The sequence below is a fragment of the Roseomonas populi genome (assembly GCF_024594815.1).
Lineage (GTDB): Bacteria > Pseudomonadota > Alphaproteobacteria > Acetobacterales > Acetobacteraceae > Roseomonas > Roseomonas populi.
The window spans coordinates 21,674-47,656 of the sequence record NZ_JANJOU010000023.1; the positions used below are offsets into that span (position 1 = coordinate 21,674).

At 71.5% G+C, this 25,983-nt stretch carries 28 protein-coding genes; 10 read left to right on the forward strand and 18 right to left on the reverse strand.

From position 1 onward, the window contains the following. Entirely contained in the window at positions 1–987 is a 987-nt protein-coding gene (locus NRP21_RS21620; protein ID WP_257718316.1) for a phosphatidate cytidylyltransferase, read from the reverse strand. Further along, on the reverse strand, positions 984–1,658 hold the full coding sequence (locus tag NRP21_RS21625; protein WP_257718317.1) for a CDP-alcohol phosphatidyltransferase family protein: 675 nt from the start codon (positions 1,656–1,658) through the stop codon (positions 984–986). The genes NRP21_RS21620 and NRP21_RS21625 overlap by 4 nt, the downstream gene beginning before the upstream one ends. Positions 1,659–1,759: 101 nt before the next feature. On the opposite strand from NRP21_RS21625, the gene NRP21_RS21630 reads away from it, so the two are divergent. After that, positions 1,760–2,734 carry a Bug family tripartite tricarboxylate transporter substrate binding protein gene (locus tag NRP21_RS21630; RefSeq protein ID WP_257718318.1) on the forward strand — a complete coding sequence of 325 codons (975 nt, stop codon included), beginning with the start codon at positions 1,760–1,762 and terminating at the stop codon, positions 2,732–2,734. Between the two features lie 22 nt (positions 2,735–2,756). Here the strand turns inward: NRP21_RS21630 and NRP21_RS21635 are convergent, their stop codons facing one another. The 3 genes from NRP21_RS21635 to NRP21_RS21645 form a co-directional block, all read right to left on the reverse strand. Continuing rightward, complete coding sequence (locus NRP21_RS21635) at positions 2,757–3,503, reverse strand: sulfite exporter TauE/SafE family protein (protein ID WP_257718319.1); 747 nt, start codon at positions 3,501–3,503, stop codon at positions 2,757–2,759. A 111-nt stretch (positions 3,504–3,614) separates the two neighbouring features. Next, positions 3,615–4,448, reverse strand: a complete 834-nt coding sequence (locus tag NRP21_RS21640) for an RNA methyltransferase (RefSeq protein ID WP_257718320.1) — start codon at positions 4,446–4,448, stop codon at positions 3,615–3,617. Positions 4,449–4,528: 80 nt separating this feature from the next. Further along, positions 4,529–4,867 carry a DUF6525 family protein gene (locus tag NRP21_RS21645; protein WP_257718321.1) on the reverse strand — a complete coding sequence of 113 codons (339 nt, stop codon included), beginning with the start codon at positions 4,865–4,867 and terminating at the stop codon, positions 4,529–4,531. Positions 4,868–4,934: 67 nt separating this feature from the next. Here NRP21_RS21645 and NRP21_RS21650 point away from each other — a divergent pair, with 67 nt between their 5' ends. Beyond that, on the forward strand, positions 4,935–5,537 hold the full coding sequence (locus NRP21_RS21650) for a DUF1826 domain-containing protein (RefSeq protein WP_257718322.1): 603 nt from the start codon (positions 4,935–4,937) through the stop codon (positions 5,535–5,537). Between the two features lie 12 nt (positions 5,538–5,549). On the opposite strand, the gene NRP21_RS21655 is transcribed toward NRP21_RS21650, so the two are convergent. The 7 genes from NRP21_RS21655 to NRP21_RS21685 form a co-directional block, all read right to left on the reverse strand. Then, positions 5,550–6,050: a GNAT family N-acetyltransferase gene (locus NRP21_RS21655; protein WP_257718323.1), complete on the reverse strand. Its 501-nt coding sequence runs from the start codon at positions 6,048–6,050 to the stop codon at positions 5,550–5,552. Then, positions 6,035–7,477, reverse strand: a complete 1,443-nt coding sequence (gene cysS, locus NRP21_RS21660; protein ID WP_257718324.1) for a cysteine--tRNA ligase — start codon at positions 7,475–7,477, stop codon at positions 6,035–6,037. Before cysS ends, NRP21_RS21655 begins: the two co-directional genes overlap by 16 nt. A 72-nt stretch (positions 7,478–7,549) precedes the next feature. After that, the gene (locus NRP21_RS21665) at positions 7,550–8,242 is read right to left on the reverse strand and encodes a DJ-1/PfpI family protein (protein ID WP_257718325.1); all 693 of its coding nucleotides are present in this window, start codon (positions 8,240–8,242) and stop codon (positions 7,550–7,552) included. A gap of 122 nt (positions 8,243–8,364) precedes the next feature. Then, positions 8,365–9,696, reverse strand: a complete 1,332-nt coding sequence (gltX, locus tag NRP21_RS21670) for a glutamate--tRNA ligase (RefSeq protein ID WP_257718326.1) — start codon at positions 9,694–9,696, stop codon at positions 8,365–8,367. Beyond that, positions 9,693–10,094, reverse strand: coding sequence for a hypothetical protein (locus NRP21_RS21675; RefSeq protein WP_257718327.1), 402 nt, complete (start codon positions 10,092–10,094; stop codon positions 9,693–9,695). Before NRP21_RS21675 ends, gltX begins: the two co-directional genes overlap by 4 nt. Beyond that, on the reverse strand, positions 10,091–11,500 hold the full coding sequence (locus NRP21_RS21680; protein WP_257718328.1) for a nitrilase-related carbon-nitrogen hydrolase: 1,410 nt from the start codon (positions 11,498–11,500) through the stop codon (positions 10,091–10,093). The genes NRP21_RS21675 and NRP21_RS21680 overlap by 4 nt, the downstream gene beginning before the upstream one ends. A gap of 75 nt (positions 11,501–11,575) precedes the next feature. Beyond that, entirely contained in the window at positions 11,576–12,577 is a 1,002-nt protein-coding gene (locus tag NRP21_RS21685) for an SDR family oxidoreductase (protein WP_257718329.1), read from the reverse strand. A 240-nt stretch (positions 12,578–12,817) separates the two neighbouring features. On the opposite strand from NRP21_RS21685, the gene NRP21_RS21690 reads away from it, so the two are divergent. Continuing rightward, complete coding sequence (locus NRP21_RS21690) at positions 12,818–13,255, forward strand: hypothetical protein (protein ID WP_257718330.1); 438 nt, start codon at positions 12,818–12,820, stop codon at positions 13,253–13,255. Positions 13,256–13,272: 17 nt separating this feature from the next. Here the strand turns inward: NRP21_RS21690 and NRP21_RS21695 are convergent, their stop codons facing one another. After that, positions 13,273–14,418, reverse strand: a complete 1,146-nt coding sequence (locus NRP21_RS21695) for a beta/alpha barrel domain-containing protein (protein ID WP_257718331.1) — start codon at positions 14,416–14,418, stop codon at positions 13,273–13,275. Positions 14,419–14,433: 15 nt separating this feature from the next. Then, a complete protein-coding gene (locus tag NRP21_RS21700) occupies positions 14,434–15,813 on the reverse strand; it encodes a class II 3-deoxy-7-phosphoheptulonate synthase (RefSeq protein WP_257718332.1) in 1,380 nt (459 codons plus the stop codon). A 175-nt stretch (positions 15,814–15,988) separates the two neighbouring features. On the opposite strand from NRP21_RS21700, the gene NRP21_RS21705 reads away from it, so the two are divergent. Together NRP21_RS21705 and NRP21_RS21710 are read left to right on the forward strand one after the other, a co-directional pair. Beyond that, on the forward strand, positions 15,989–16,363 hold the full coding sequence (locus tag NRP21_RS21705; RefSeq protein WP_257718333.1) for a DUF6152 family protein: 375 nt from the start codon (positions 15,989–15,991) through the stop codon (positions 16,361–16,363). A gap of 21 nt (positions 16,364–16,384) precedes the next feature. Next, positions 16,385–16,858: a DUF2214 domain-containing protein gene (locus NRP21_RS21710; RefSeq protein WP_257718334.1), complete on the forward strand. Its 474-nt coding sequence runs from the start codon at positions 16,385–16,387 to the stop codon at positions 16,856–16,858. A 4-nt stretch (positions 16,859–16,862) separates the two neighbouring features. On the opposite strand, the gene NRP21_RS21715 is transcribed toward NRP21_RS21710, so the two are convergent. Continuing rightward, complete coding sequence (locus NRP21_RS21715; protein WP_257718335.1) at positions 16,863–17,519, reverse strand: chemotaxis protein CheB; 657 nt, start codon at positions 17,517–17,519, stop codon at positions 16,863–16,865. A gap of 100 nt (positions 17,520–17,619) precedes the next feature. After that, a complete protein-coding gene (gene gorA / locus NRP21_RS21720; RefSeq protein WP_257718336.1) occupies positions 17,620–19,011 on the reverse strand; it encodes a glutathione-disulfide reductase in 1,392 nt (463 codons plus the stop codon). 121 nt (positions 19,012–19,132) lie between these two features. Between gorA and NRP21_RS21725 the strand changes: the two genes are divergently transcribed. Next, positions 19,133–19,984: a DUF6492 family protein gene (locus tag NRP21_RS21725; protein ID WP_257718337.1), complete on the forward strand. Its 852-nt coding sequence runs from the start codon at positions 19,133–19,135 to the stop codon at positions 19,982–19,984. Between the two features lie 22 nt (positions 19,985–20,006). Here the strand turns inward: NRP21_RS21725 and NRP21_RS21730 are convergent, their stop codons facing one another. Further along, the gene (locus NRP21_RS21730) at positions 20,007–21,479 is read right to left on the reverse strand and encodes an NAD-dependent succinate-semialdehyde dehydrogenase (protein ID WP_257718338.1); all 1,473 of its coding nucleotides are present in this window, start codon (positions 21,477–21,479) and stop codon (positions 20,007–20,009) included. A gap of 265 nt (positions 21,480–21,744) precedes the next feature. On the opposite strand from NRP21_RS21730, the gene NRP21_RS21735 reads away from it, so the two are divergent. Then, positions 21,745–21,960: a hypothetical protein gene (locus NRP21_RS21735; RefSeq protein WP_257718339.1), complete on the forward strand. Its 216-nt coding sequence runs from the start codon at positions 21,745–21,747 to the stop codon at positions 21,958–21,960. A 90-nt stretch (positions 21,961–22,050) separates the two neighbouring features. Here the strand turns inward: NRP21_RS21735 and NRP21_RS21740 are convergent, their stop codons facing one another. Beyond that, positions 22,051–22,743: a GntR family transcriptional regulator gene (locus NRP21_RS21740; RefSeq protein WP_257718340.1), complete on the reverse strand. Its 693-nt coding sequence runs from the start codon at positions 22,741–22,743 to the stop codon at positions 22,051–22,053. Positions 22,744–22,799: 56 nt separating this feature from the next. Between NRP21_RS21740 and fahA the strand changes: the two genes are divergently transcribed. From fahA to NRP21_RS21755, 3 genes are all read left to right on the forward strand, one after another. Continuing rightward, positions 22,800–24,098, forward strand: a complete 1,299-nt coding sequence (gene fahA / locus NRP21_RS21745) for a fumarylacetoacetase (protein WP_257718341.1) — start codon at positions 22,800–22,802, stop codon at positions 24,096–24,098. 81 nt (positions 24,099–24,179) lie between these two features. Further along, on the forward strand, positions 24,180–24,968 hold the full coding sequence (locus tag NRP21_RS21750) for a cyclase family protein (protein WP_257718342.1): 789 nt from the start codon (positions 24,180–24,182) through the stop codon (positions 24,966–24,968). 2 nt (positions 24,969–24,970) lie between these two features. Beyond that, entirely contained in the window at positions 24,971–25,924 is a 954-nt protein-coding gene (locus tag NRP21_RS21755) for a Bug family tripartite tricarboxylate transporter substrate binding protein (protein ID WP_257718343.1), read from the forward strand. Positions 25,925–25,983 lie beyond the last annotated feature (59 nt).

Consider the following 25,983-nt stretch of genomic DNA (forward strand, 5'->3'; position numbering starts at 1 on the left):
TCAGTGGCCCGTGATCACGCGGGTCGGCGCGGAGAGGCCGAAGCCGACGAAGTAGCCGACGAGGTGGAAGACTGCGGGCGCGACGAGGAGGAGGGAGTTGAAGCGGTCAAGCACGCCTCCGTGCCCGGGGAGGACCGTGCCCATGTCCTTGATGCCGAGGTCGCGCTTGATGGAGGAGAGGAGGAGATCGCCCATCTGCCCGGCGACGCTGACCAGGGCCCCCATGGCAACGAGCCAGACGGGGTTGCCGAGCGGCGTGCCGCGGAAGATCGCGGCACCGACGAAGGCGACGAGGGTGGTGGTGACGATCACCGCGCCGAGGGAGCCGGAGACGGTCTTGTTCGGGCTGGTGGCGGGCAGCAGCTTCGGGCCGCCGATGAGCTTGCCCGAGGTGAAGGCGGCCACGTCGTTCAGCGCGACGGCGGTGAGCAGGAGGAGGACCAGCGGGCGGTAGCCCGGGTCGTTCGCCATGTAGCCGAGATGGGCGAGGCCCGCGCCAAAGAGCATGAAGGCGAGCATGGCGAGCGCCGTGCGCTGGATGTAGCCGGCCGGGCGATCCAGCGGGATGGTGGCGACGCCGAGCAGGCAGGCCATCAGCGGCCAGAGGGCGACAAAAAAGCCGTACCAGTGGTCCAGCGCCGCGAAGTTCACGGCGAGGATGCCGAGGACGACCATGGCGCTGAGCACGCGTTCCCGGAACAGGCCGGTGGCGCGAGCATATTCCCGGTAGCAGAAGAGCGAGAGGACCGTGACGGCGCCGATGGTCCATTCCCGCCCCAGCAGCACCGGGCCGAGCATGAGGGGCAGGAGGACGCACCAGGAGCCCCAGCGGAGCCATAGCTCTCGCCGGAACTCCGGCTTCGCGCGGCCGGACTTTGAGAGCCAGAGGATGGCGAGGCCGGAGACACCGAGGACCGCGAGCGTGGCGATGATGATGCCGGTGGTAACGGGGTGGGCGAAGGCGCCGCCCTCCGGGTGCGGGATCATGGCTGCACCTTGGAGGCGCGGAGCTTTCCGGCGATGCCGTTCAGCCTGCGCAGCGCCGTGAGAGAGGCGAGCGCCGTGATGAGGACCAGCGCCCAGAGGGGCAGCGCAGCGTGCCACGCAACCGGGGTGACGGCGCAGAACACGGCGAGGGCGGTGACGAGGGCCATGCGCTGCTGCTTCGCCATGGGGCCGCGGAAGTCGCTGGGCGTGCCGGCGGCCTTGCCGGTGGCGCGGACATAGGCGGTGGCCATGGCAGCGAGCGAGGCGGCGAGGCCCCAGGCGGGGCTGCCGGCGGCCACGCCGAGGCCGAGCAGCGTGGCGGTGTCGGAGACGCGGTCGGGGATCTCGTTCCAGAGCTCACCGACGGGAGAGGCAACGCCGCGGCCGATGGCGACCATGCCGTCCATCAGATTCGCGAGGAGGCGAAGCTGGACGAAGAGGGCGCCAAGGAGCCAAAGGGGGCGCGCGACCTCGGGCCACCACGCCGTGCCGGCCAGGGCGAGGCCGGCGAGAATCCCCGCGACCATGCCGGCGCCCGAGATGCCGTTGGGCGAGGCGCGGCGGGCGATGAGCCAGGCGGCGAAGCCGTTGGCGAAGCCGGTGTTGCGGGCGGCGATGGGGCGGCGGTCCGCGCCCCCCTGCCCTGGCGTGATTCCTGTGGGCGCTTCCATGCGGGCAGAGTGGCAGGGCCGGGGCGGAAGGCCAACCGGCGCCCGGTTGAGCCGGCCGGCCCGCGCCGATACGCTCCCGCCCGATAACGGGAGAAAACGGGATGTTCGATGCTGCTCGGGCGCGCACGAGGCGCTGGTGCGCGGGGTTCCTGGCGGCGCTTCCGCTGGTTCTGCCGGGCCTGGCCTTCGGGCAGGACAGCTTCCCGTCCCGGCCCGTGCAGCTGATCGTCCCCTACCCGCCCGGCGGCAACACGGACCTGATGGCGCGGGCGCTGCAGCCCGCCCTCTCCCGCGCGCTGGGACAGAGCGTGGTGATCGTGAACCGCGGCGGGGCTTCCGGCACGATCGGGGATGCGGAGATCGCGCGGGCGCGGCCGGACGGGTACACGATCGGGCTCTCCCCCAACACGCCGCTGACGGCGCAGACGCACCTTGTGCCGCTCAGCTACTCGCTGGACAGCTTCCGCTTCCTTTGCCTGGTCTATGACAACCCGCAGGTGCTGGTGCTAGCGAAGGACGCGCCGTTCCGCGACATCGCGGGGATGGTGGCCTATGGGCGCGGGCGGCAGGAAGCACTGGTCTACGGCTCGCCCGGGCAGGGCAGCACGCAGCACATCCTGATCGCGCGGCTGCTGAAGGCGGCGGGGGTGGAAGGGCTGCACGTGCCCTTCACCGGGGCCGCGCCGATGGCGCAGGCGGCGCTGGGCAAGCAGATCATGGGCTTCGTGGAGAGCCCGTCCATTCCGGTTTCCACCGGGCTGCCGGTGGCGGGGGTGTTCGGGGCGCAGCGACTGACCGCCCTGCCGGATGTGCCGACGGTGACGGAGGCTGGGTATCCCATCGTCGGCAGCTCGGCGGGCGGGCTGGTGGCGCCGGCGGGGCTGCCCGATTCGATCGCCGAGGCGATCCAGAAAGCCTGCAGGGAGGCTGTGGAGAGCGAGAGCTTCGGGACGGCGGCGGGGCGGCTGAACGCCGTGCCGAGCTATGCCGCGGGAGCGGAATTCCGCGCGCGCTTCGCGGCCGAGAGCGACAGCAACCGGCAGGTGCTGCGCGACCTAGGCATGGCGCGGGAATAAGGGCGGCGGGAGGAGTGCCGGGTCAGCCGCGGATCGGCAGGCCGAGGACGGCGGCGAGGGCGATGAGGGCGAAGCAGGCGCGGCGGAAGGCCCTCTCGCTCGCCCGGCCGAAGAGGCGGGCGCCGCACCAGAGGCCGGCGGCGTAGCCAGGGGCCACAATGGCGGAGAGGAGCAGGACCTCCGTCGTGAGAAGGCCGCCGGCGAGGTAGATGGCGGCGCTGATGAGGCCGGAGGCCGCGAAGAAGAGGACGATGTTGGCCCGCACCCGCGCGGCCGGGATGGCGCCGCCCAGCCAGTAGGCGACCACGGGCGGCCCGCCCATCTGCGCGGCGCCGGAGAGGATGCCGGAGGCGGCGCCCACGCCGATGGAGAGGGGCAGCGCCGGGCGGCCGTGATAGCGCCAGCCGGAGGCGAGCAGGGCCAGCATGACCAGCGCCAGGCCGCACATGCCCCAGCGGAGCGCGATGGGGTCGAGGTGCAGGAGCAGCCAGGTTCCGGCCGGGGTTCCGATCAGGGCGCCGACGAGGAGGGAGGCGACTTCCCGCCGTTCCGCGCCGCGCCAGGCGGCGGGGATGAGGGGGGAGGCGGTGACGTTGTCCACCATGAGGAGGAGCGGCACGGCCACGCGGGGGCCGAGGGCCACGCTGGCCAGTGGGATGAAGATGAGAGCGGCGCCGAATCCGGAGAAGCCGCGCGCCAGCCCCGCCAGGGCCGCGATGGCGACCGTGGCGGCCAGGGTGCCGGCGGATGGCAGATCGGAGGAGAACATGGCGGATCCAGGGGGTGCGGCAGGCTGGCGGCGGGGTGCGCCGCTGTCCAGCCGGGGTGGCTGGAGAGCGGATTCACGCTTCCGGGCGATGCCGCCCCCCGGCGACCCGCTCTAGCCGTCGATCTGCGGGTCCACCGTGGGGACCGGGGCCGGCTCCGGCGCGGCCGGGCCGCCGCGGGCGACGCGGCCGCGGGCGAGTTCCGTGACCACGCCGTGCAGGGTGCGCAGTTCCTGCTCCGTCACCTCGCCCCGCTCGAAGAGGTGGCGGAGGTTGCGGACCATGCCCGGGCGCTTGGGCATGTTGTCGAGGAAGCCGCAGGCGTCCAGCTCGCGGGTCAGGCGGCCTAGGAAGCCCTCCAGCTCGCCCTTGGTGGCGACGCGGGTCTCGTTCGTCATCAGGGCACGGGGGGGCGTGGACTCCGCGGCCATCCACCATTCGTAGGAGAGAATCATCACAGCCTGGGCGAGGTTCAGGCTCATGTGCACGGGATTGAGGGGATAGCGGACGAGGGTGTCGGCGCGGGCCATGTCCTCGTTCTCCAGCCCCGCGCGCTCCGGCCCGAAGAGGATGGCGGCGCGCTTTCCCTCCGCGTTGATGGCGCGCAGGTCCTCGGCGGCGCTGCGGGCGGTGCGCACGGGAATGATGACGTGGCGCGGGCGCGGGCATGTGGCGAAGACGCGGTGGCAATCGGCCACGGCGTCGTCCACCGTGTCGTGGATCGTCGCGGCGTCCAGGATGCGGTCGGCGCCGGAGGCGGCACGCCAGGCGACCTCCTGCGGCCAGCCGTCGCGCGGGGCGACGATCCGCAGGTGGAAAAGGCCGCCATTCGCCATGGCGCGGGCGGTGGTGCCGATGTTCTGCGCCATCTGCGGGCGGACGAGGACCACGATGGGGCTCTCGCCCGGCGGGGGTGTCAGGGCGGCGCCGCCCTCTTTGCCGGTCATGGGGCGGGGGATGCCGCTGCGCGGCGGGTTGGGCAAGCGGTTAGACGCGGGGACTGGGCTGTGCGCCGCGGGAGGGCGGTTCAGGGCGCGCGGCGCAGCACGCTGGCGCGGGCGGCCACATGCGGCAGCGAGGCGCCGTGCGCGTGGCGATGGGCGGCATCGAAGATGCTGCGCTCCATGGCTTCCAGCCGGTCCAGGTGGTTGAGGAGGGTGCGTTCGGCACGGGCGGAGGAGGCGTGGCGGCGGCGGAAGATGCGCCAGAGCCGCAGCGTGTTCACCGACCAGGGATCGTAGGCGTGCTGCTGCATGCGGCGGCGGATGCGGGGCGGGAGGCTGTCGTAGCAGGCCCAGTCGTCACCGGGGTGACGGAACCAGGCGGTATCTCGGGCCGTGGTGTCGTTGTGGCCGGGGTGGGGCATCCGGTCGGGCCTTGTCCTCTGGTGCAATACGTTATGTTATAACGTTCTGAACAATAGGTGAGAAGACGTGAGTTTTCTGGTGGAGAGCTTCGCGGCGGGTGGGTTGGAGGCGGTGGCGGCGGGGGAGCCGACGGTGCTGTTCCGCGCGCTCTCCCCGGGGATGCGGCTGGCCATCTGGCAGAGGCGGCCATCCCGGCGCTTCTCGGGGCCGCTGGTGCGGCTGGCCGCGGCTGGGCCATTCCGCGCGGTGGCGGAGGACGATCCCGAGGCGGCGGTGGACCGGGTTCTGGCCGCGCTGCCGGTGGCGGTTCCGGAGGTGATGGAGCGCGACCTGCGGATGCTGGCCGGCCTCTTCGCCGTGATCACCGCCCGGCCGCGGGTGCGCGTGCGCCTGGATGCGGTGGAGGGCGTCCCCTGCCCCCGTTGGCACGCCGATGCCGTGCCGCTCCGGCTTCTCTGCACCTATTGCGGCGCGGGGACGGAGTGGCTGGCCGGGGACGGCAGGGGGGCGGTGCCGAACGGGATCTCGGCGCCCTGCGTGGCCGTGCTCAAGGGGCGCGGCTTCCCGGGGGAGCCGGATGGAGGGTGCCTGCACCGCTCCCCTGCCCGGGCGGGGCGGCGGCTGGTGCTGTGCATCGACGTGCCCGGACACTTCCCGGGCGAGGGGTGAGCGGCCGGCCGGTCAGGCCGCCCGGCGCGCCTCCCATTCCGGGCGCAGCATCGACATGAGAACGAGGTCGGCGCGCGTCCCATCCTCGCGCGGGCGCGCTTGGCGAAGGCGGCCTTCCTCGGTGAAGCCCTCGGACGCGTAGAGGTGGATGGCGCGCAGGTTGGTGTGCAGCGCGTGCAGCCAGAAGCGGTGGGCGGGGGTGTTGGCGAAGGCCCAGTCGGTGACGACGCGGAAAATGGGGCGGCCGAGGCCGCCGCCGGGCCTAGCGAGGGCGAGGCGCTTGAGGCAGCGGTTCCCGCGCAGCTCCGTCATGTCCGAGAGGATGGCGAAGCCGACGGGGTCGCCTTCCGCCTCCGCGACGAAGTACGCGAAGGCGGGAGTGGCGAGCTGGGCCTCGTGCTCCTCCCGCGGCTGGGCATTGATGAAGGCGTCGTGGCCGGGGGTCGCCTCGACGGCCATGACGTAGGCGAGGTCGGCGCCGGTCGCGCGGCGGAGGATTACGCCCGGCGCCACGTGGTCGCGCCCTTCCCGTCCTCCAGCACGATGCCGCGGGCGGCGAGGTCGGCGCGGATGCGGTCCGCCTCCGCCCAGTCCTTGCGGGCGCGGGCGTCCAGGCGGGCCTGGATGGCGGCCTCGATGGCCGCGTCCTCCTCCTCTTCCCCTCCCGTGGTCCGGCCCTGGCGCCAAGCCTTGGGCTGGGAGGGGAGAAGCCCGAGGGCGGCGGCGGCCTCGCGCAGCGCGGCGCCGGCCTGGCCGGGCTTCGGGTTCCAGCCGCGATCCGCGCGGGCGAGGACGGTGGCCATGGAGCCGCCGACCTGCATCACGTTCTCCAGCGCGCGCAGGTCACGCAGGCGGGCGATGACGAGGGGGGTGTTCAGGTCGTCGGCGAGCGGCTCCAGCGCCCAGGCGACCATGTCGGCGACGGTGGGGTCATCCGCATCCGGCTTGGGCAGGTTGCGGACCAGCAGGGCGTAATGATCGTCCAGCTCGGCGCGGGCCTCGTCCAGGCGCTCGGCGGTGTAGTCCAGCGCGGCGCGGTAATGGGTGCGCAGCAGCAGCAGGCGGAAGGCCTCGCCGGCCCAGGCGCCGCGATCCAGGATGTCCCGCACCGTCAGGAAGTTGCCGAGGGACTTCGACATCTTCTCGCCGTTCACCAGCAGCATGCCGTTGTGCATCCAGAGATGCGCGAAGCGGCTGCCGGGGAAGGCGCAGCAGGATTGCGCCACCTCGTTCTCGTGGTGGGGGAAGATCAGGTCGGCGCCGCCGCCGTGGATGTCGATCTCCTCGCCGAGGTTGCGCCAGGCCATGGCGGAGCACTCGATGTGCCATCCCGGGCGGCCGCGGCCCCAGGGGGAGTCCCAGCCGGGAGTGCTCTCGTCGCTGGGCTTCCACAGCACGAAGTCGCCGGGGTCGCGCTTGTAGGGGGCGACGTCCACGCGGGCGCCGGCCAGCATCTCGTCCGGCGTGCGGCCGGAGAGCTGGCCGTATTCGGGGTAGGAGGCAACGGAGAAGAGGACATGTCCCTCCGCCTCGTAGGCGTTGCCGTTCGCGATCAGCTTCCCGATGATCTCGATCATCTCGGGGATGCTGGCCGTCGCGCGCGGCTCCACGTCCGGAGGCAGGCAGTTCAGCGCGGCCATGTCGGCATGGAAGTCGGCGATGGTGCGGGCGGTGATGGCCGAGATGGGCTCCCCGCTCTCGCGGGAGCGCGCGTTGATCTTGTCGTCCACGTCCGTGATGTTCCGGACATAGGTCACGCGCGGGTACGCGCGGCGCAGCAGGCGGGCCAGCACGTCGAAGACCACGACGGGGCGCGCGTTGCCGAGATGGGCGAGGTCATAGACGGTCGGGCCGCAAACGTAGAGCCGGATGTGCTCCGGGTCGATCGGGCGGAACTCGACCTTCTCGCGGCGGGCGCTGTCGTGGAACTGGAGGTGCATGGCGGCCCGCCTAGCATGGCCGGCGGCGGCGCGCACCCGTTCCGGCGGTGAAAGCCGGCCGCCCTGGGCGGCTCAGCCGGAGAGGCGCCCGGCCGCCCGCTCCGTCGCGGCCCGGCGGCGGGCCAGGAAGGGCGCCAGCTTCGCGCGGGCGTCGCGCACGAGGTCCGGGGGAGCGGAACGGGGCGAGCCGGCCTGGAAGGGCGGCTCCGGATCGTACTCCATCTGGAGCTGGACGCCTTGCGCAACCTCGGGGCCGAAAAGCTCGGCCACGACCGTCAGCGCGAAGTCGATGCCGGAGGTCACGCCGGCCCCGGTGATCCGGTTCCGGTCGCGCACGACCCGCTCGCTCACCGGTTCCACCCCCAGCAGGGCCAGCTGGTCGATGGAGGACCAGTGGCTGGTCGCGCGGTAGCCGGAGAGAAGGCCCGCGGCGGCCAGGACGAGGGAGCCGGTGCAGACGGAGGTGACGAGGCGGCAGCCGGGCGCGACGCGGCGGAGGAAGGCCAGGGTCTCCTCGTCATCCATCAAGGCGATCTGGCCCGGGCCGCCGGGGACGCAGATCACGTCCAGCTCTCCGCAGCTGTCGAAGGTGGCGGTGGGCAGGATGCTCATGCCCCGGTCGGAGGTGACAGGGTCAAGAGTCTTCCAGAGCAGGAGGACCTCGGCGCCGGGGAGGCGATAGAAGACCTCGGCCGGACCCGTCAGGTCCAGCTGGGTCAGTTCGGGGAAGAGGACGAGACCGATGCGGGTCTTTTCCTGGGCCATGGTCCGCTCCGGCTGGAAACCGGGAGGAGATAGGGTCCCGTACCGGGCCCGCCACGGGTCGGGCGGGGCAGCCCGACCGCGGGGCCGCCCGTTCCGTTCCACGCCGCGGGACGCCTCGGCGCCTAGCCGCCCGAGCGGGAGAGGCGCGCCCGCGCCCGCTCCGGGCCGATCAGCGGCAGGAAGGTCTTGAGGTCGGGGCCGTGGTCCTCTCCCGTCAGGGCGCGGCGGAGGGGGAGGAAGAGCGGCTTGCCCTTCTTCCCCGTCGCCGCGCCGATGGCGGTGGTCCAGGCGGACCAGGTGGCCTCGCCCCAGGGCTCGGCGGGCAGGGTCTCGATCGCGGCCTTCAGCAGCCCGGCCTCCTCCGGCTGCTCGGGCACGGTGATCTCGCCGCGCGCGGCCTCGTACCAGTCGCGCGCCTCGTTCAGCAGGTCGAGGTTGCCGCGCACGGCGAGCCAGAAGGCCTCGTCTGCACCCTCGGGCAGCCGGTCCCGCACGGCCTCGAAGCTCAGCGCGTGCAGGTGCTTGCGGTTGAGGGAGAGCAGCTGCTTCGTGTCGAAGCGCGCGGGGGAATGAGAGATGCGCGTGATGTCCCAGTCCGCGATCAGGTCGCGCGGGGATGCCGCCACGGGATCGCGCGAGCTGCCGAGGGCGGCGAGGTAGCCGGTCATGGCAGCAGGCTCGATCCCGTCGCGCCGGAACTGGCGGAGGGAGATGCTGCCGATGCGCTTGGAGAGCGGGCCGCCCTCCGCGTCCAGCAGCAGCGGCATGTGGGCGAAGTAGATGCGGTTCGGCCGGCCGGAGAGCGCCTCGATGATGTCGATCTGGATGCCGGTGTTGGTGACGTGGTCCTCGCCCCGGATCACGTGGGTGATGCCGGTCTCCAGGTCATCGACGACGCTGGTGAAGGTGTAGAGGAAGCTGCCGTCGGCACGGATCAGCACGGGGTCGGAGAGGCTGGGGAGCTTCACGCTGCGCTCGCCCAGCACGCCGTCGCGCCAGGACACGGTGCGGGTGTTCAGCTTGAAGCGCCAGTAGGGCTGCTTGCCGTTGGCGAGAGCGCGCTCGTACTGCTCCTGCGTCATCTTCAGGGCGCCGCGGTCGTAGATGGGCGCGCGGCCCTGCTTGCGGCGCTGCTCGCGCTTGAAGTTCAGCTCCTCCTCGCTCTCGAAGCACGGGTAGAGCAGGCCGGCCTTCTTCAGGCGCTCGGCCGCGGCCTCGTAGGCGGGGATGCGGTCGGACTGACGGAAGAACTCGTCCCAGTCCAGGCCGAGCCAGCGCAGGTCCTCCTCGATGCCCTGGGCGTATTCGGGCTTGCTGCGGCCGGTGTCGGTGTCGTCCAGGCGCAGGATGAAGGTGCCGCCGCGCTTCCGCGCCTCAAGCCAGTTGGCGAGGGCCGGGCGCGCGTTGCCGACATGGAGCCAGCCCGTGGGGCTGGGGGCGAAGCGGACCTTCACTCGCCTTCTCCCTCCCCGGCCGTGTCGTCATCCTCGTTCGGCAGGTGGCGGCGGGGATCCAGGGCGCGCCAGTCGCGCTCAGCCTTCGTGCGCGCGGGCTTCGCGGCGAAGTTGCGGATCTCGGCGGCGCTGGTCCAGTGCTCGCCGTCCAGGTCCAGGGCCTCGGCGTCCTCGCCGAAGGCGAACCAGGCGGCCAGGACGGCATCGGCATCCGCGCCCGGGGTGCGGCAGCGCTCGATGCTGTCGCGGACGTAGCGGCGGGCGAAGGTGGCGGCGTCGGCGGCGGTGAGGAAGCCGCGGATGTCTTCCACCGGTTCGTCCCCGTTGCCGCCGGAGAGGTCCTTGATGCGGACGAAGGGGCCCGTTGGGGCGGGCTTGGGGGAGTGGTGTTCGGTCATGATGCCTGGGCCCTGTCTTTCTGGGCCTGGCCGAAGGCGCGGGGGGCGATGTTCAGGCCGGGCGGGAGCAGGCGGCGCTTGTAATCCGCACGCACCATGGATTGCCAGAGGCTCAGGCCATTGGCCGGCCTGTCGGCGGGCGCGGGATCGTCCGCGGGGAGCGGCAGGGCCGGATGTTCTGCCCCCAGGGCGCCGGCCGGCCGGCCGGCGTTGCGCCACTCGGCCAGCCTGCGGCGCTGGTCCGCGGAGAGATACCGCAATGGGAAGATGGCGGCGGAACAGGTGCTGGGGCCGGCCACGAGCTGCACCCCCTGCCCGGCCCTGGTCAGCATGTCCATCGCCAGGCGGCGCAGGGGTTCCCGCAGGTATGGCGCGGCCGGTGGCAGGGTGTCGCCCAGGCATTCCAGCGCGCTGCCCAGGTCCAGGATGGAGGAGGCGAGGCCGAGGCGACGGGCCAGCGGGGCGGCCGCTTCCTGGAGAAGGAAGCCGCGGACCTTGATGGAATCCGCGCCGAAGGCGTCCACGGCGAGGGCGGCGGTGAGGGCGGTGTTCGGGTCCTCGTCCAGCGCGATGAGGATGGGGGCCGGGAAGAAGCGGAGGGCGTGGTCCCGGAGGGTGAGGAGCATGGCCTGCCAGAGGCGCTCCTCCTCCTGCATCGGAGGCGGCGGCTGGGATGGGGCGCAGCGCCAGGTGCCGCCCTTGTTATGCCATTCCGTGAGGGTCAGGGACTCGGTGAACGGCGGGGTCTGCAGGGCGGGGCCCCGGTCGGCGTTCAGGATCAGGGCGGCGCCGTCATGGGCGCTCTCCTCCTCCGCGCCGAGGCGGTTGAGGAGGAGCAGCGGCAGGCCGTTCTCCACCACCCGGGCGAGGGCTGCCTGCAGGATCCGCTCCGGGCCGCCGGTCTCCTCGGGCAGGGAATCGAGGGCGACGAGGATCTCGGCGCCGGTCTCGGCCAGGGTCTCGGGGATGGTGGGGTCGCGCCAGTCCGCACCGGGCATGAGGCCGAGGCGGAGATCGCCGAGGGCAAGCGGGCCGGGTACCGGGCCGGAATCGAAGCCGGGGCGCGGGTGGTGGGCGGCGCGCCGGCCCCGGACGGCGCCTTCGGCGAGGAGGAGGACCGAATCGTGGAGGCAATCGCCGAGATGCGAGGGCAGGCCCACAGTCATGGCGGGACCGGGCGCGACGGCGAGCGGGGCTAGCGCGGTCTCGCAGGCGGCAGCGAATCCGGGATCGGCGGCGACGGCCGGGGGGACGGCGCCCGAGAGGGAGTGGGCGGGGGTGAGAAGGAGGTCCGCACCGGCTTCGGCCGCCTGGGCGCGCAGCGCCGCAAGCCCGGCCGCATTGGCCTCGGGCGCGGCCATGCGCGGGTTGAAGGCGGCAAGGGCGATGCGGAGCGGGTTTGGCATGGGCGGCCGGACCCTAGGGCCGTTGTTCCCGGCTGGGAACGCCCCGCTCGGATTCCGAGCAGGGCGTTTTACTGATCAAGGCTGGCCGCTGCCGCCGGCGGCGCCATAGACCTGACCGGTGGCGTAGCTGGCATCGGCGGCGGCGAGCTGGACGTAGATGGAGGCCAGTTCCGCCGGTTGTCCGGGGCGGCCGAGCGGGGTGTCGCCGCCGAAGGTCTTCAGCTTCTCCATCGTCGCCCCGCCGGAGACCTGGAGCGGGGTCCAGATCGGGCCGGGCGCCACGCCGTTCACGCGGATGCCCTTCGGCCCGAGCTGCTTCGCCATGGACTTGGTGAAGCTCATCATCGCCGCCTTCGTCATGGCGTAGTCCACCAGGTTCGCCGAGGGGTCGTAGGCCTGCTCCGAGGTGGTCTGGATGATGGCGGCGCCGGGCTTCAGGTGCGGCAGCGCGGCCTTGGTGATCCAGAACATCGCGTAGATGTTCGTCCTCATCGTGGCGTCGAAGTCCTCGGACGAGATGGCGTCGAGGCTCTGGCGCTGCTGCTGGCGGCTGGCGTTGTTGACGAGGATGTCGAGGCCGCCCAGGCGCTCCACGGCGGTGGCGACCATCTGCCGGCAATGGGCCTCGTCCCGGATATCCCCGGGCAGGGCAAGGGCGGTGCGGCCCGCATTACGGATGAGGTCGATCACCTCCCGCGCGTCCGGCTCCTCGTCCGGCAGGTAGCTGATGGCGACGTCCGCGCCCTCCCGCGCGAAGGCGATGGCGGCGGCGCGTCCCATGCCGGAATCGCCGCCGGTGATCAGCGCCTTGCGGCCGGCCAGGCGGCCGGAGCCCTTGTAGCTCTCCTCACCATGGTCGGGGCGTGGGTTCATCCGTCCGGCGAGGCCGGGGAAGGGCTGGGTCTGCTCCTGGAAGGGCGGGCGGGGGTAGCGGCCGCGGGGATCGGGCAGCGCGGCGGGGGCCGGCGCACCGGCAGGTTGGGCGCTGGCCGGCTGGGTGCTGGCCGCCGCCGCCGCCACGACCCCGACGCCCGCAGCGCCAACCATGCCGCGCCGCGACATCTTCGTCTCATCCATGTGTGGTGTTCCCTGTGGTCACGGGCCGCGCCGGGGTTGGGCGGGCAAGGGGCTAACGCATGGGGGCGGGCTTTCGCCTTCTTCCCCCTTCCGTTTTAGGCAAGGCCGGCGCGGTGGCGCGGGGTTGCCCAGAGGGCGCAGCGCCGGGGCGGCGAGTGGCCATGGTCACCTTCGCTTGAGATGCCATGTAGGCGCCATATTGGCCGCCGCCGATGCGGGAAACAGCGCGGAGAGATGCGGATGGTTCGTGGTGTGACGCGGCGCGGGGTGGTTTGCGGCCTGGGGCTTCTGCCGATGGCCGCCATGGCGCAGGCGGGGGCGCAGGAGCTGCAGGGGGCGCTGACGGCGCGGAGCGCGGCGGCCTTCGGGCGCTTCGTCAGCGGGAACGAGGGCAAGCTCGTCTCGCTGAAGGTCACGGCGGCGCCAGTGGAAGGACGCGCCTTCTCCGTCTCGCTCGAGGCACCGCTGCTGCTGGTGAACATGGACCAGCCGGAGAAGATGCAGGTGAGCCTGACCGGCAACTACACGCTGCGGGACGGCGCCTTCGTGATGGACTGGGTCTATCGGGTGAAGGCCGAGGGGATGCAGCAAGGCATCACCATCTTCGTGCTGCACCCCGTGGACGGCGGCGAGGTGCGGCGCGTGCGGGATGCGGGGGTGAGGCGGGTGGCGCTGTAGCGCCCCCTGCCCTTCCCTTACTGTTCCTTCGGAGCGGCCCGCAGCAGGAACTCGCGGCCCACCTTCACGCGCGGCTCCCCGTTGTAGGAGACGATGTCGGCGGTGGCGTAGGTCTCGCCCCAGGAATCCGGGATGAAGCTGCCGGTGCCGATCGTGTCGATCGGCGCCTTCGCCTCCGCCATCACGCGGCACTTGGCGACGCCGAAGCCGGAGGAGGCGATGATCCTCACCTTCGGGAAACCGGCCTCGTCCAGCGCGTCGCGCATGCGCCAGATCGCGGCGGCCGAGACGCCGGTGCCGACGAGGTGGCGCAGCTCGCTCTCGCTGCGATAGCGGCGGATGGCGCCGGGGGCGTGGCGCTCGATCACCGCGTAGGAGGTCTGGGGGTCCAGGCCTTCGAGGAAGCGGCCGCCATGCGTGTCCAGGCGGACGGCGAGGCGGCCTTCCGCGGCGATCTCCGGGAAGCGGCGGCACACCTCCAGCCCATCCGTCACCTCGCGGCCGAAATAATCGGTGAGGACGGTGAGGTTGGAGTCCGGGAAGGTCTCGTGGAACATCTCCGCGGCGCGGAGGGTGGAGCCGGCATAGCCGATCAGGGCGTGCGGCATGGTGCCGAGGCCGCGCAGCGCGTCGTAGTAATGCGCCGTCGCGTCGTTGGCGTTGCCGACGAAGCCGCGCGCACCCTCCGCCTTCGCGGCGTTGCTGCCGACGCTGGCGGCGTAGGCCATGATCTCCTGCATCTCGGCGCCGGCGCAGTGGCGGGCCTCCATGGCGAGGAACGCGACGCCGGGCAGTTCCAGGCACATCTGGTAGGCGTTGTGGGCGGCCACGCAGGCGGCGCCGAGCTTCTGCAGGAGCAGCGTCTCCAGGTCCGCCAGGCCGGCGAAGGAGCCGGTGACGTAGAGGATGGGATCGCCCGCGCCGACCCAGGTACCCTCCTTGTGCATCAGCTCCACGTCGAGCTCGACGCCGCGCTCGGCGGCGACGGTGTGAAGCCAGTCCAGCATCAGCTTCGGCGCGGAGACGACGGGGCGCCGCAGGAAGATCGCGTAGGTGACGCGGACATCCCCGAAGCGCTGCACCACGGTGCGGGTTCGCTTGAAGTAGACATCCGTTCGCGCGGCGATATCGGCTTCGAGCGGGCTCTCGGGCATCGCGTCCATGGCTGCCGTCTCCGCCTACTGTGCCGCGTGAAGTTGGAGGGTGGCGGCGCGGCGGGACTTCAGTTCCTCCGCCACGAGGAAGGCGAGCTCCAGCGACTGCTCGGCGTTCAGGCGCGGGTCGCAGAAGGTGGCGTAGTTCTCGCTCAGGTTCGCCTCCGTCAGACGGTGGGCGCCGCCGAGGCATTCGGTGACGTCCTGGCCCGTCATCTCCACGTGCACGCCGCCGGGGACCGTGCCCTCGGCCTCGTGCATGTCGAAGAAGCCGCGCACCTCCTGCAGGATGGCGTCGAAGGAGCGGGTCTTGTAGCCCCCGGCGCTGTGCGTGTTCCCGTGCATGGGATCGGACAGCCAGGTCACCTTCCGGCCCTCGCGCTTGATGGCGCGCAGCAGGGGCGGCAGGTGGGCTTCCAGCTTGCCGGCGCCCATGCGGGTGATGAGGGTCAGGCGGCCGGGGGCGTTGGCGGGGTTGAGGATTTCCGTGAGGCGGAGGAGATCTTCCACGCTCGTCGTCGGGCCGACCTTCAGGCCGATGGGGTTCGCCACGCCGCGCAGGAACTCGACATGCGCGCCGTCCGGCTGGCGGGTGCGGTCGCCAATCCAGAGGAAGTGGGCGGAGCAGGCGTAGTGGCGGCCCTGGTGGGTGGAGGGCTCGCGCGTCATCGCCTCCTCGAAGGGGAGGAGGAGGGATTCGTGGGAGGTGTAGAACTCCGTCTCACGGATCTGCGGCGCGGTGATGCTGTTCATGCCGCAGGCGGCCATGAAGCGCAGCGTCTCGTCGATGCGCTGGGCGATGTCGGCGTAGCGGTCCGCGAGCGGGGAGCGGGCGACGAAGCCGAGGTTCCACTGGTGGACCTGGTGCAGGTCCGCGAAGCCGCCGGTGGCGAAGGCGCGAAGCAGGTTCAGCGTGGCGGCGGATTGGAGGTAGGCGAACTCCATCCGGCTCGGGTCGGGCATGCGGTCCGCCGGGGTGAAGCCCGAGGCGTTGATGATGTCTCCGCGGTAGGAGGGAAGGGTCTGGTCGCCCACCGTCTCCGTGTCGGAGCTGCGGGGCTTGGCGAACTGGCCGGCCATGCGGCCGAGCTTCACCACGGGCAGGCCGCCGCCGAAGGTGAGGACCACCGCCATCTGGAGCAGCACGCGGAAGGTGTCGCGGATGGTGTTCGCGTGGAAGTCCGCGAAGCTCTCGGCGCAGTCGCCGCCCTGGAGGACGAAAGCCTTCCCCTCCCCGGCCTGGGCAAGGAGGCTCGTCAGGCGGTCGGCCTCGCCGGCGAAGACCAGGGGTGGGAAGCGGGTGAGCTTCGCCTCCATGGCGCTGAGGGCCGCGGTGTCCGGGTAGGATGGGACCTGGCGGATGGGCATTTCGCGCCAGGAGGCGGGGTGCCAGGGGTGGGCCATGAGGTGATCAGTCCGGTGTGGTCGGGCGGCGCCGTCTCGCGCGGCGGGTCGGGCACCATAGCGGGGGGAAGCAGGGGGGCAAGCGTTTCAGTACGGCCCCGCCTCTCGCCACCCCCTCCCCATCCCGGCAGGCCAGCCCCACATGACGATCCCTTCATCTTGTCGGAGATTGATCATGAACCGGCGAGTTCTTCTGAGCGGCACCGCACTGGCCCTGATCGCGCCGGCCGCCCGGGCCCACCACGGCTGGGGCTGGGCGGAGGCAGAGCAGGTCGAACTCTCCGGGACGATCCGGGAGGTGACGATCGCCCCGCCACACCCGACCCTGCGGGTGGAGGCAGCGGACCGGGCGGTGTGGACGGTGGAGCTGGGCAATCCCACCCAGACCCGGAACGCGGGCTTCGTGGAGGGTGCCGCCAAGCCCGGGGACCGTATCGTGGCGCTGGGGAACCGCTCCATGAACCGCAGTGAGCTGCGGATGAAGGCGGTGCGGGTGACGGTGGGCGAGCGGCGCTTCGATATCTACCCGGAGCGGATCGGGCGCGGCTGACCCGTTCCGGATCGCCTGGGCTTGGACCCGCTGGCGGCGCTCTCCGACTGGTCCGTCGCGGCGGCGCTGCGTCGGTCGGCGGTGCTCTACCCACTGGTCAATGCGGCGCACATCCTGGGGATCGGGCTGCTGATCGGGGCCATAACGGCGCTGGACCTGCGGGTGCTCGGGGCGTTCCGGGCGGCGCCGCTCGCGGTGTTCGGGCCGCCCCTGGTGCGGGTGGCCGGGGCCGGGGTGGCGCTGGCGGTGGGCACGGGGTTCCTGCTCTTCAGCGTGCGGCCGGCGGAATACGCGGCCAATCCCGCCTTCCTGCTGAAGCTCGGGCTGGTGGGGCTGGGGCTGGTGAACGTCCTTGCGCTGCGGCTCGGCTCCGGGTGGCGCCAGGCCTTGGCAGGCGGGCCGGTGGGCGCTGCCGTCAGGGGGGGCGCGGTGCTGTCCCTTCTTCTCTGGGTCGGCGCGGTGCTGGCCGGGCGATGGATCGCCTTCGTGGGCTGAGAGATCAGGCCGCCGGCCGGGATTTCGCGGCGTGGCCGGGCTCGTGCTCGCGCCGGAAATCCGCCGGGTCCCGCCCGCCTGTCCCGATCGCCGCGCGGATGGCCCCGGCGATGCACGACGGGCTGCCGATGACGTCCACTGGGCCGTCGTAGGAGACCGCGTTCTCCGGCATGCCGCGACGGGGCAGCAGGTTGGGAGTGATGACCATGGTCAACCCGCCTGCCGCGCGGATGGCCGCGAGGCCGCGAGAGCCGTCGTCCAGCGAGCCGGAAAGGACCACGCCGATGGCGCGCCCGGCCGAATGCTCAGCGACCGAGCGGAAGAGGAGGTCGACGGTGCGGTTGCGGTGCACGCGATCGAGGTCGGGCGTCATGGCGCCGAAGCTGCGGGCGACGAGGGTGAGGTGCTCCTCCGGCTCGCCGATGTAGACATGGCCGGGATCGAACCTTTCGCCATCCATAGGAACGAGGACAGGCAACCTCGAAAACCGGGCCAGGACGGCGCGAAGGTGGGTGTGCCGTTCCCAGGGGCGGTGCAGCACGACCAGTACGACGGCGGCCAACCGGGCCGGAAGGGCCTGGAGCACGGCTTTCAGGTCATCGAGTCCCTCCATCCCAGAGGCGCCGATCGCGACGAACCAGGGTTCCGGGGCGTTGGACATCCTGCGCGTGCAACGCGCGACGGCCCGGGAGGTCACGCGGACCTCTGGCGCGGGGTGGAGAAGCCGGACGCGGCGGGGGCGGAACGCCCCCCCGCAGCGTTCAGGCGGCCTTGGCGGCCCCTTCCCCCACCCGCCGGGTTGCCACGCGCATCGTCACGAACTCCTCCGCCGCCGTGGGGTGGATGCCGATGGTGGCGTCCAGCTGCGCCTTGGTCAGGCGGTTCACCACGGCCACCGCGATGCCCTGCATGATCTCCGGCGCTTCCTCGCCCAGCATGTGGGCACCCAAGAGGCAGCCGGTCTCGGCCTCCACCACCAGCTTCATCAGGGTCTTACGATCCGTGCGGCGGGTGATGGTATGGCGCATGGGGGTGAAGCGGCTGGTGTAGATCTCCACCGGGCCGCGCAGCGCGGCCTCCTCCTCCGTCAGGCCGACGCTGGCCATGGGCGGGGAGATGAAGACGGCCTTCGGCACGTTCTCGTAGCTCGCGTGGCGGGGGCGCGAGCCGAAGAGGGTGTCGGCCAGGGCGTGGCCGACGGCGGTGGCCATGGGGGTGAGGTTCACGCGGTCCGTCACGTCGCCGATGGCGTAGATATGCGGCACGTTGGTCGCGTGGTCTTCGTCCACGGCAATGGCCGCGCCCTCCCGGCAGTTGATCCCGGCGGCGTCCAGGCCCAGGCCCTTTGTGGCGGGGGCGCGACCGGTGGCGAAGAAGACGGCGTCTGCCTCCACCACCTTGCCGCTGGCCATGCGGACGACCCGGGTCTCGCCGTTCAGGGTGATCTCGGCGGGGGTTTCGCCAGGCAGGATGGTCAGCCCGCTGGCGGCCAGGGATTCGGCGGCCATCTCGCGCAGCTCGTGGTCGAAGCCGCGCAGGGGGAGCTGCTGGCGATAGGCGAGCGTCACCTCGGAGCCGAGGTTGTGCAGCATGTTCGCGAATTCGAGGCCGATATAGCCGCCGCCGATCATCAGCAGCCGCCGCGGGCGCTCCTGCAGGGTGAAGAGGTCATCCGAGATCAGGGCGTGCTCGGCGCCAGGGATGTCCGGGCGGATGGGATGGCCGCCGACGGCGATGACGATGCGGTTGGCGGTGACGGTGCGCTCCCCGACCTTCAACTCGTGCGGGCCGGTGAAATGGGCGTAGCACTCGAAGGTCTGCACGCCGACGCCGCCGAGCATGCGGCTGTAGATGCCCGACAGGCGCGCCACCTCCATGTCCCGGGCACGGACGAGGGTGGGCCAGTCATGCTTGGCCTCGCCCATGTTCCAGCCGAAGGCGGCGGCATCCTTCGCCCATTCGCCGTACTCGGCGGCCTGGACCATCAGCTTCTTGGGCACGCAGCCCACGTTCACGCAGGTGCCGCCCCAGAAGCGGCCCTCGGCGATGCCGACCTTCGCGCCGTGGCCGGCGGCGATGCGGGCCAGCCGCACGCCGGCGCTGCCGCCGCCGATGACGAAGAGGTCGAATTCGTGGGGGTGCGGGGCGCTCATGCCCGGGAAAATCGGGGGTCCGGGGCGGTGGCGCAAGGGTGCGGCGATCGCGGGGCGGCCCGGCTTCCCGTGCAGGGGCGGGCGTGGGAAGGGATGGAGGACAGGGTTGGAGGAGGGGCGAATGGGAAAGGCCGGGGCGCCGCTGGTGGCCATGCTGACCCTTTCGGCGCGGCACAACGACATCGAGCGCGCCCGGATCCTTCTGGATTCGCTGGAGCGGTTCCTGCGCGACCCGATCACCCTCTTCATCGTGGCGCCGGACGCGGCGATGGAGGCGGTGCGGGCGGCCCATGCGGCCCCGGCCGGGGGCAAGGTGAGGCTGGAGTTCCTGCCGGATTCGGCGGTGCTGGCGGAGAGCGTGGCCGCCGACCACACCGTGCGCGGCACGGTGCGGCAGATGACCGTGAAGATGGGCTTCGCCCGGCTCTGCCCCGCGCCCTTCTACCTGACGCTGGACGCCGATGTGGCGCTGATCCGGGAATGGGGGATCGCGGACGCGATTCTGGGCGAGCGGGCCGGGGTACAGCGCAAGGCCGTGCGGGAGGGGGATGCCTGGTGCAGCGCCGCGGCGGATCTGCTGGGCACGCCGTTCGACTACGCCGAGACGATGGACGTGACCCCTGCCCTCATCTCGGCGGAGGCGATGCGGGGCGTGCTGGACGCGCTGGAGGCGCGACACGGCGACTGGCAGCGGGCCTTGGCGGACCGGCATGGCGGCGGGCTGAAATGGACGGAGTACACGCTGTACTGGCACCACCTCTGGCATGCCGGGCTGCTGGAGAGGTTCCACGCCATGCCGGACGGATACCGGATCTTCGTGATGCGGAGCCTCTGGCGGGCGCCGCAGATCGAGGGGTGGTCGCTGGAACAGGCGCTGAAGGGGCGCGGGGGATTCGTGGTGCTGCAGAGCTCCACTGGACTTTCGCCGGAGGCGGCGCGGGCGATGCTGGAGATGGAGGGGTTGGGGGGCTGACCAGCCCCCCTTCCCTTCCCGGTCAGACGCCGCCGATGAGGCAGTACTTGATCTCCAGGTAGTCCTCGATCCCGTACTTGCTGCCTTCCCGGCCCAGGCCGCTCTCCTTCACGCCGCCGAAGGGGGCGACCTCGGTGGAGATGATGCCCTCGTTGATGCCGATGATGCCGCTCTCCAGCGCCTCGGCCACGCGGAAGATGCGGCCGACGTCGCGGGCGTAGAAATAGGCGGCGAGGCCGAACTCCGTGTCGTTGGCCAGTCGCACGCCCTCCGCCTCGTCCTTGAAGCGGATGAGCGGGGCCATGGGGCCGAAGGTCTCCTCCTTCAGCACCTTCGCGGTGGTCGGCACGTCCGTCAGGATGGTCGGCTCGAAGAAGTTGCCGCCGAGGGAGTGGCGCTTGCCGCCCGTCAGCACCTTCGCGCCGTGGGCGGTGGCGTCCTGGATGTGCTCCTCCACCTTCGTCACGGCGTCGGCGTTGATGAGCGGGCCCTGGGTGACGCCGGGCTCCATGCCGTTGCCGACCTTCAGGTTCTCGACCGCCGTCTTCAGCTTCTCGGCGAAGGCGTCGTACACGCCCTCCTGCACGAAGATGCGGTTGGCGCAGACGCAGGTCTGCCCGGTGTTGCGGAACTTGGAGGCCATGGCGCCGGTGACGGCGGCATCGAGGTCCGCGTCGTCGAAGACGAGGAAAGCGGCGTTGCCGCCGAGCTCCATGCTCGTCTTCTTAATAGTGCCCGCGCACTGGGCCAGCAGGGTGCGGCCGACCTCCGTGCTGCCGGTGAAGGAGAGCTTGCGGATCAGCGGGTTGGTGGAGAGCTCCTCGCCCTGCTCCCGCGCGGAGCCGGTGACGACGTTGCAGACGCCGGCCGGCATGCCCGCGCGCTCCGCCAGCACGGCGATGGCCAGGGCGGAGAAGGGCGTCTGGGAGGCGGGGCGGATCACGCCGGTGCAGCCCGCGGCCCAGCCGGGGCCGGCCTTCCTGGTGATCATGGCGGCCGGGAAGTTCCAGGGGGTGATCGCCGCGAAGACGCCGATCGGCTCCTTCATCACGAGGATGCGGCTGCCCTGCTTGAAGGTGGGGATCATGTCGCCGTAGACGCGCTTCCCTTCCTCGGCGAACCACTCGATGAAGGAGGCGGCGTAGGCGATCTCGCCCTTGGATTCCGCGAGGGGCTTGCCCTGCTCGGCCGTCATGATGGCGGCCAAGTCATCCACGTTCTCCAGCATCAGGGTGAAGAGGCGGCGGAGGATGGCCGCGCGCTCCTTCGCCAGCAGCGCCCGCCAGGCGGGCTGGGCGTCGTAGGCGGCCTGGATGGCGCCGCGCACCTCCTCCTGCGAGAGGGAGGGGACGTGGCCGATCACCTCGCCGGTGGCGGGGTTCTTCACGGCGATGGTCTTGCCGGAGGCGGCCTGGACCCAGGCACCGCCAACGCGGTTGGCCTGCCGGAAGAGGTTGGGGTCCTTCAGGACGAGCTTCGTGACGGTGTCGAGCATGGCGGGCCTCCTGTGACGGGCGCGCGAAAGATGGGCCGAGCCGAGGAGGATGTCACCGGGCAGGCGCGTGCCGATGAGGCTGCGAGTAAGTATCAGTTTGAATACATGCGCGGGATGAGAATGCATCGCGATGGCCAAGTATTGTTGAATGTATTCGGGGATGGGCAGCAAAAACTTCGCACCCGCTCATGCGTCTCTCTGCTTAGATTCCCTTCCACGGGCTTGCCTTCGGCAGCCCTCCCCGCCCCCCAACGGAGAACCAGCCATGTCCATGTCCCACACCCCCGACGTCGCCTGCACCCGCTGCAAGTTCTTCGACGACCACGTGAAGGCGCAGGCCGCCGATGAGGGCCTGTGCCGCTTCAATCCGCCCGTGACGCAGCCCAGCCCGGAGTCGCATGGCCTGTGGCCGGTGGTGTCCCGCGAGGATTGGTGCGGCCACTTCAGCGCCGAGACGCCGGTGGCTGGCTCGGGCGACTGAGGCCGGGCAACCGAGCCGGAGGGGGCCTTAAGGCCCCTGCTGACCAAGGGTTTGGAAGGGCACTGCCTCCGGGCGGTGCCCTTCCTGCATTCAGGCGCCCGGCGGCGCCTCGCCCAGCAGGGCGAGGACGTGCTCGGCCGTTGTGCCGATATGGGCTGCGAGCAGCGGCGGGGCGTCGGCACTCCGGGAGAGCACGGCCCCGGCCAGGGCCTCGTGCACCGCCAGGATGTGGGGCCAGTCCTGGTGGGCGCTGCCCATGAGCCGGCGATAGCGGGATTTCTGCAGGTAGAGGTCGTCGCAGAAGCGAAGCAGGGAAGGCAGCGGGCAGGCGGCGATCAGGGCGCGGTGAAAGCGGTGGTGGCGGGCCTCATAGGCGTCCAGCCAGGCGTCGCTGGCCGGGTCGCGCCGCGCGATCTCGTGCCGAAGCAGGGAAAGGGAGGAGACGATCCCGTCCTCCCAGGCGGCACCGCCCTGCCCCATGGCAAGGCGCAGCGCCTCCGGTTCGACCACTTGGCGGGAGTGCGTGACGTCCAGCAGGTGGGCGCGGGTGACCGGCGGGACGGAGAAGCCCTTCTGCCCCTCCAGCACCACGAAGCCTTCCGCGGCGAGGCGGGCCAGGGCTTCACGCAGCGGGGTGGCGCCGAGGCCGTAGCGGGCCGTGAGGTCGCGCAGGCGCAGCTTCGTGGCCGGGGGCAGATCGCCGCCGACAATGTCCTGGCGCAGTCGCCGTGCGGCGGCTTCGGACAGGGTGAGGGCATCCGGGCCAGAGGGAATATCGATCAAGCCCGGAATTTATATTTCCTCTTGGCAGCCCTCCGCAAGCGCGACAGGATAACCGCATGAACGTCCCTGATTTCACCCATGACCCGGAACGCCGGGCCTGGGTTACCTCCGCCAATGCCGCCGGCTGTGACTTCCCCATCCAGAACCTGCCGCTCGGTGTCTTCTCGCGGGATGGCGAGGCGCCGCGGGGCGGGGTGGCGATCGGCGATCAGGTGCTGGACCTGCGCGCGGCGCTGGAGGCCGGGCTCATCTCCGGCGCGGCGGCGGAGGCTGCGGCCCAGCCGACGCTGAACCGGTTGATGGCCATGGGGCGCGGGGCCTCGCGCGAGTTGCGGGCCGCGGTGTCGGGGCTGCTGGCCGAGGGAAGCGGCGCGGCGGGGCGCGAGGGGATCCTCGTTCCCATGGCGCAGGCGCGGATGCACCTGCCGGTCGCGATCGCCAACTTCACCGATTTCATGGTCTCGCGTGACCACTCTTCGCGGCTGGGCGCTCTGAAGAACCCGCAGGCGCCGCTGCCGCCGGCCTTCGACAGCCTGCCGGTGGCCTACCACTCCCGCGCCTCCTCCGTGCGCGTGAGCGGCGAGGGCGTGGTCCGGCCGAACGGGCAGTGGCGCAAGAAGGAGGGCATGCATTTCGGCCCGACCGAGGCGCTGGACTACGAGTTGGAGCTGGCGGTTTGGCTGGCCGGGGAGAACGCACTGGGCGTGCCCGTTCCGCTCTCCCGCGCGCCCGATCGGCTGTTCGGCTACGGGCTGCTGAACGACTGGTCGGCGCGCGACATGCAGATGTGGGAGATGCCGCCGCTGGGGCCCTTCCTGGCGAAGAGCCTGTCCACCAGCATCTCCCCCTGGATCGTCACGGCGGAGGCGATGATCCCCTTCGAGATCGCCGGACGCCGCGTGGCGGAGGCGGCCCCTCTCCTCCCCTATCTGGACCATCCCGAGGACCGGGCGCGGGGCGGGCTCTCCATCGCGCTGGAGGTGTTCCTGCTGACGCCGCGGATGCGGGCCGCGGGAGCGGGGCCGGCACGGCTGACGGCGACGGACTTCGCGCACATGGCCTGGACGCCGGCGCAGATGGTGACGCACCACGCGAGCAACGGGTGCAACCTGCTGCCGGGCGACCTGCTGGGCAGCGGCACCTGTTCAGGGCCGGAAGCCGGTTCGGAGGCCTGCATGGCGGAGATCATCCTGCGCGGTCCGATTGAGCTGCCGGGCGGCGAGACGCGCCGCTTCCTGCAGGACGGGGACGAGGTGATCTTCCGCGGCCGCGCCCATGCGGAGGGCGCGGTATCCATCGGCTTCGGGGAGTGCCGGGCGGAGATCCTGCCCGCGCCGCCCTGGCCCGCCGAATAGACCATCGGGGGCGGATTCACGCCATCCGGCGTGCCACCCTCCAGCGGTCCGCTCCTGCGGCGGAGAGGAAACGAGAAAGACATGCCAAGGAAGATCATCGACATCTCGGTCGCGCTGACGGCGGGCATCGCGAGCGACCCGCCGCACATGCTGCCGCAAATCGACTACCGCGATCACCACATGACCGCGCCGGCCATGGCAGAGTTCATGGGCGTGCCCGTGGATGCGCTGCCGAACGGCGAGTACGCGGCGGTGGAGCAGGTGAACATCTCCACCCACAACGGCACGCATATGGACGCGCCGTATCACTTCTTCTCCCGCATGGATGAGAAGCTGGTGCCAGGCGGGCGGCCTTCCATGCGGATCGACGAGGTGCCGCTGGAGTGGTGCTTCCAGCCCGGGGTGAAGCTGGATTTCCGCGAGAAGCCTGATGGCCATGTTGTGACGCCGGAGGAGGTGGAGGCGGAGCTGCGGCGCATCGGGCATGAGCTGAAGCCGCTGGAGATCGTGCTGGTGAACACCCGCGCCGGCAGCCGCTACGGGCAGGCCGACTTCGTGGACAGCGGCTGCGGCATGGGGCGCGCGGCCACGCTGTGGCTGGCTGAGCGCGGGGTGCGCGTGGTGGGCACGGATGGCTGGTCCTGGGACGCGCCCTTCAGCTTCACGAAGAAGCGGGTGCAGGAGACGGGCGATGTCTCCCTAATTTGGGAGGGGCATCGGGCTGGGCGCGAGATCGGGTACTGCCAGATGGAGAAGCTCTCCAACCTGGACGCGCTGCCGCCGGACGGCTTCATGGTCTCCTGCTTTCCCGTGAAGATCCACGGTGCCTCGGCCGGCTGGACGAGGGCCGTGGCGATCCTGGAGGATTGAGCATGCGGGCGGCTCGTCTCCTGGGGGCCGCCCTGGCGGCCTCCCTGGTTCTGACCGGATCGGCGCGGGCCTTCCCGGACAGGCCGATCACCATCGTCCTCCCCTATTCACCGGGGAGCGCGGCGGATTCCTACGGCCGGGCGTTGGGCGAGCACTTCACGCGGGTGCTGGGGCAGAGCGTGGTCGTGACGAACCGCGATGGCGGCTCCGGCGTGGTCGGCATGCGCTTCGTCGCGACGAGCCCGCCTGACGGGCATACGCTCGGGCTGACGCCGATGACGGCGATCGTGGTGCAGCCCCATCTCGTGCGGAACACGGGAACGGAACCCGCGAACTTCGCGCCGGTCTGCGGGACGAACGAGAACGTGCTCGGCGTCATCGTGCGGGCCGACAGCGCGATCCGCGACCTGCCCGGGCTGGTGGCAGAGGGAAAGCGGCGGGCAATGAGCTATGGCAGCCCGGGGCCGAACTCCCTGCCTCAGCTGGCGGTGTTCCGGGTGCAGAGGGCGGCGGGCGTGGAGTTCAACCACATCCCGTTCCGCGGGGATCCGCCGCACCTGAACGAGGTGCTGGCCGGGCGGCTGGACTTCTCGGCGGCGGTGGTGGCCTCCGCGGCGGGGCTGCTGGATTCCGGGCGGCTGCGGCTTCTGGCCGTGTTCTCCGACAAGCGGCACCCGGACTACCCGGACGTGCCGACGGCGCGCGAGCAAGGGATCGACGCCCTGCAGTACAGCCCTGTCGGCCTCTACGCACCGGCCGGCACGCCGGAGCCGGTGCTGGCCCAGCTTGAGGAGGCTTGCCGCAGCGGCGTGCAGGAGGAGGGGTTTCAGCGCGTGGCGAAGCAGCTTCGGCTGGTGTTGGATTACAAGAGCCGGGCGGAATTCACGCGCCTGATCCGCAGCGAGTACGAGGTTTACGGCCCGATGATGCGGGCCTTGGGCGTGACGCCGGACTGACCGGCACGGAAACGGGGTGCCGACACGGGAAGACCCGGCGGCGCGGTCCAGGGATGAGG

What these genes read in the sequence shown, in the direction of transcription:
- NRP21_RS21620 (WP_257718316.1), bottom strand. Translation starts at nt 987, where the DNA reads ATGATCCCGCACCCGGAGGGCGGCGCCTTCGCCCACCCCGTTACCACC.
- NRP21_RS21625 (WP_257718317.1), bottom strand. Translation starts at nt 1,658, where the DNA reads ATGGAAGCGCCCACAGGAATCACGCCAGGGCAGGGGGGCGCGGACCGC.
- NRP21_RS21705 (WP_257718333.1), top strand. Translation starts at nt 15,989, where the DNA reads ATGAACCGGCGAGTTCTTCTGAGCGGCACCGCACTGGCCCTGATCGCG.
- NRP21_RS21725 (WP_257718337.1), top strand. Translation starts at nt 19,133, where the DNA reads ATGGGAAAGGCCGGGGCGCCGCTGGTGGCCATGCTGACCCTTTCGGCG.
- cysS (WP_257718324.1), bottom strand. Translation starts at nt 7,477, where the DNA reads ATGCACCTCCAGTTCCACGACAGCGCCCGCCGCGAGAAGGTCGAGTTC.
- NRP21_RS21735 (WP_257718339.1), top strand. Translation starts at nt 21,745, where the DNA reads ATGTCCATGTCCCACACCCCCGACGTCGCCTGCACCCGCTGCAAGTTC.
- NRP21_RS21690 (WP_257718330.1), top strand. Translation starts at nt 12,818, where the DNA reads ATGGTTCGTGGTGTGACGCGGCGCGGGGTGGTTTGCGGCCTGGGGCTT.
- NRP21_RS21680 (WP_257718328.1), bottom strand. Translation starts at nt 11,500, where the DNA reads ATGCCAAACCCGCTCCGCATCGCCCTTGCCGCCTTCAACCCGCGCATG.
- NRP21_RS21645 (WP_257718321.1), bottom strand. Translation starts at nt 4,867, where the DNA reads ATGCCCCACCCCGGCCACAACGACACCACGGCCCGAGATACCGCCTGG.
- NRP21_RS21715 (WP_257718335.1), bottom strand. Translation starts at nt 17,519, where the DNA reads ATGTCCAACGCCCCGGAACCCTGGTTCGTCGCGATCGGCGCCTCTGGG.
- NRP21_RS21685 (WP_257718329.1), bottom strand. Translation starts at nt 12,577, where the DNA reads ATGGATGAGACGAAGATGTCGCGGCGCGGCATGGTTGGCGCTGCGGGC.
- NRP21_RS21665 (WP_257718325.1), bottom strand. Translation starts at nt 8,242, where the DNA reads ATGGCCCAGGAAAAGACCCGCATCGGTCTCGTCCTCTTCCCCGAACTG.
- NRP21_RS21635 (WP_257718319.1), bottom strand. Translation starts at nt 3,503, where the DNA reads ATGTTCTCCTCCGATCTGCCATCCGCCGGCACCCTGGCCGCCACGGTC.
- gorA (WP_257718336.1), bottom strand. Translation starts at nt 19,011, where the DNA reads ATGAGCGCCCCGCACCCCCACGAATTCGACCTCTTCGTCATCGGCGGC.
- NRP21_RS21640 (WP_257718320.1), bottom strand. Translation starts at nt 4,448, where the DNA reads ATGACCGGCAAAGAGGGCGGCGCCGCCCTGACACCCCCGCCGGGCGAG.
- NRP21_RS21750 (WP_257718342.1), top strand. Translation starts at nt 24,180, where the DNA reads ATGCCAAGGAAGATCATCGACATCTCGGTCGCGCTGACGGCGGGCATC.
- NRP21_RS21730 (WP_257718338.1), bottom strand. Translation starts at nt 21,479, where the DNA reads ATGCTCGACACCGTCACGAAGCTCGTCCTGAAGGACCCCAACCTCTTC.
- fahA (WP_257718341.1), top strand. Translation starts at nt 22,800, where the DNA reads ATGAACGTCCCTGATTTCACCCATGACCCGGAACGCCGGGCCTGGGTT.
- NRP21_RS21675 (WP_257718327.1), bottom strand. Translation starts at nt 10,094, where the DNA reads ATGACCGAACACCACTCCCCCAAGCCCGCCCCAACGGGCCCCTTCGTC.
- NRP21_RS21755 (WP_257718343.1), top strand. Translation starts at nt 24,971, where the DNA reads ATGCGGGCGGCTCGTCTCCTGGGGGCCGCCCTGGCGGCCTCCCTGGTT.
- NRP21_RS21695 (WP_257718331.1), bottom strand. Translation starts at nt 14,418, where the DNA reads ATGGACGCGATGCCCGAGAGCCCGCTCGAAGCCGATATCGCCGCGCGA.
- NRP21_RS21700 (WP_257718332.1), bottom strand. Translation starts at nt 15,813, where the DNA reads ATGGCCCACCCCTGGCACCCCGCCTCCTGGCGCGAAATGCCCATCCGC.
- NRP21_RS21630 (WP_257718318.1), top strand. Translation starts at nt 1,760, where the DNA reads ATGTTCGATGCTGCTCGGGCGCGCACGAGGCGCTGGTGCGCGGGGTTC.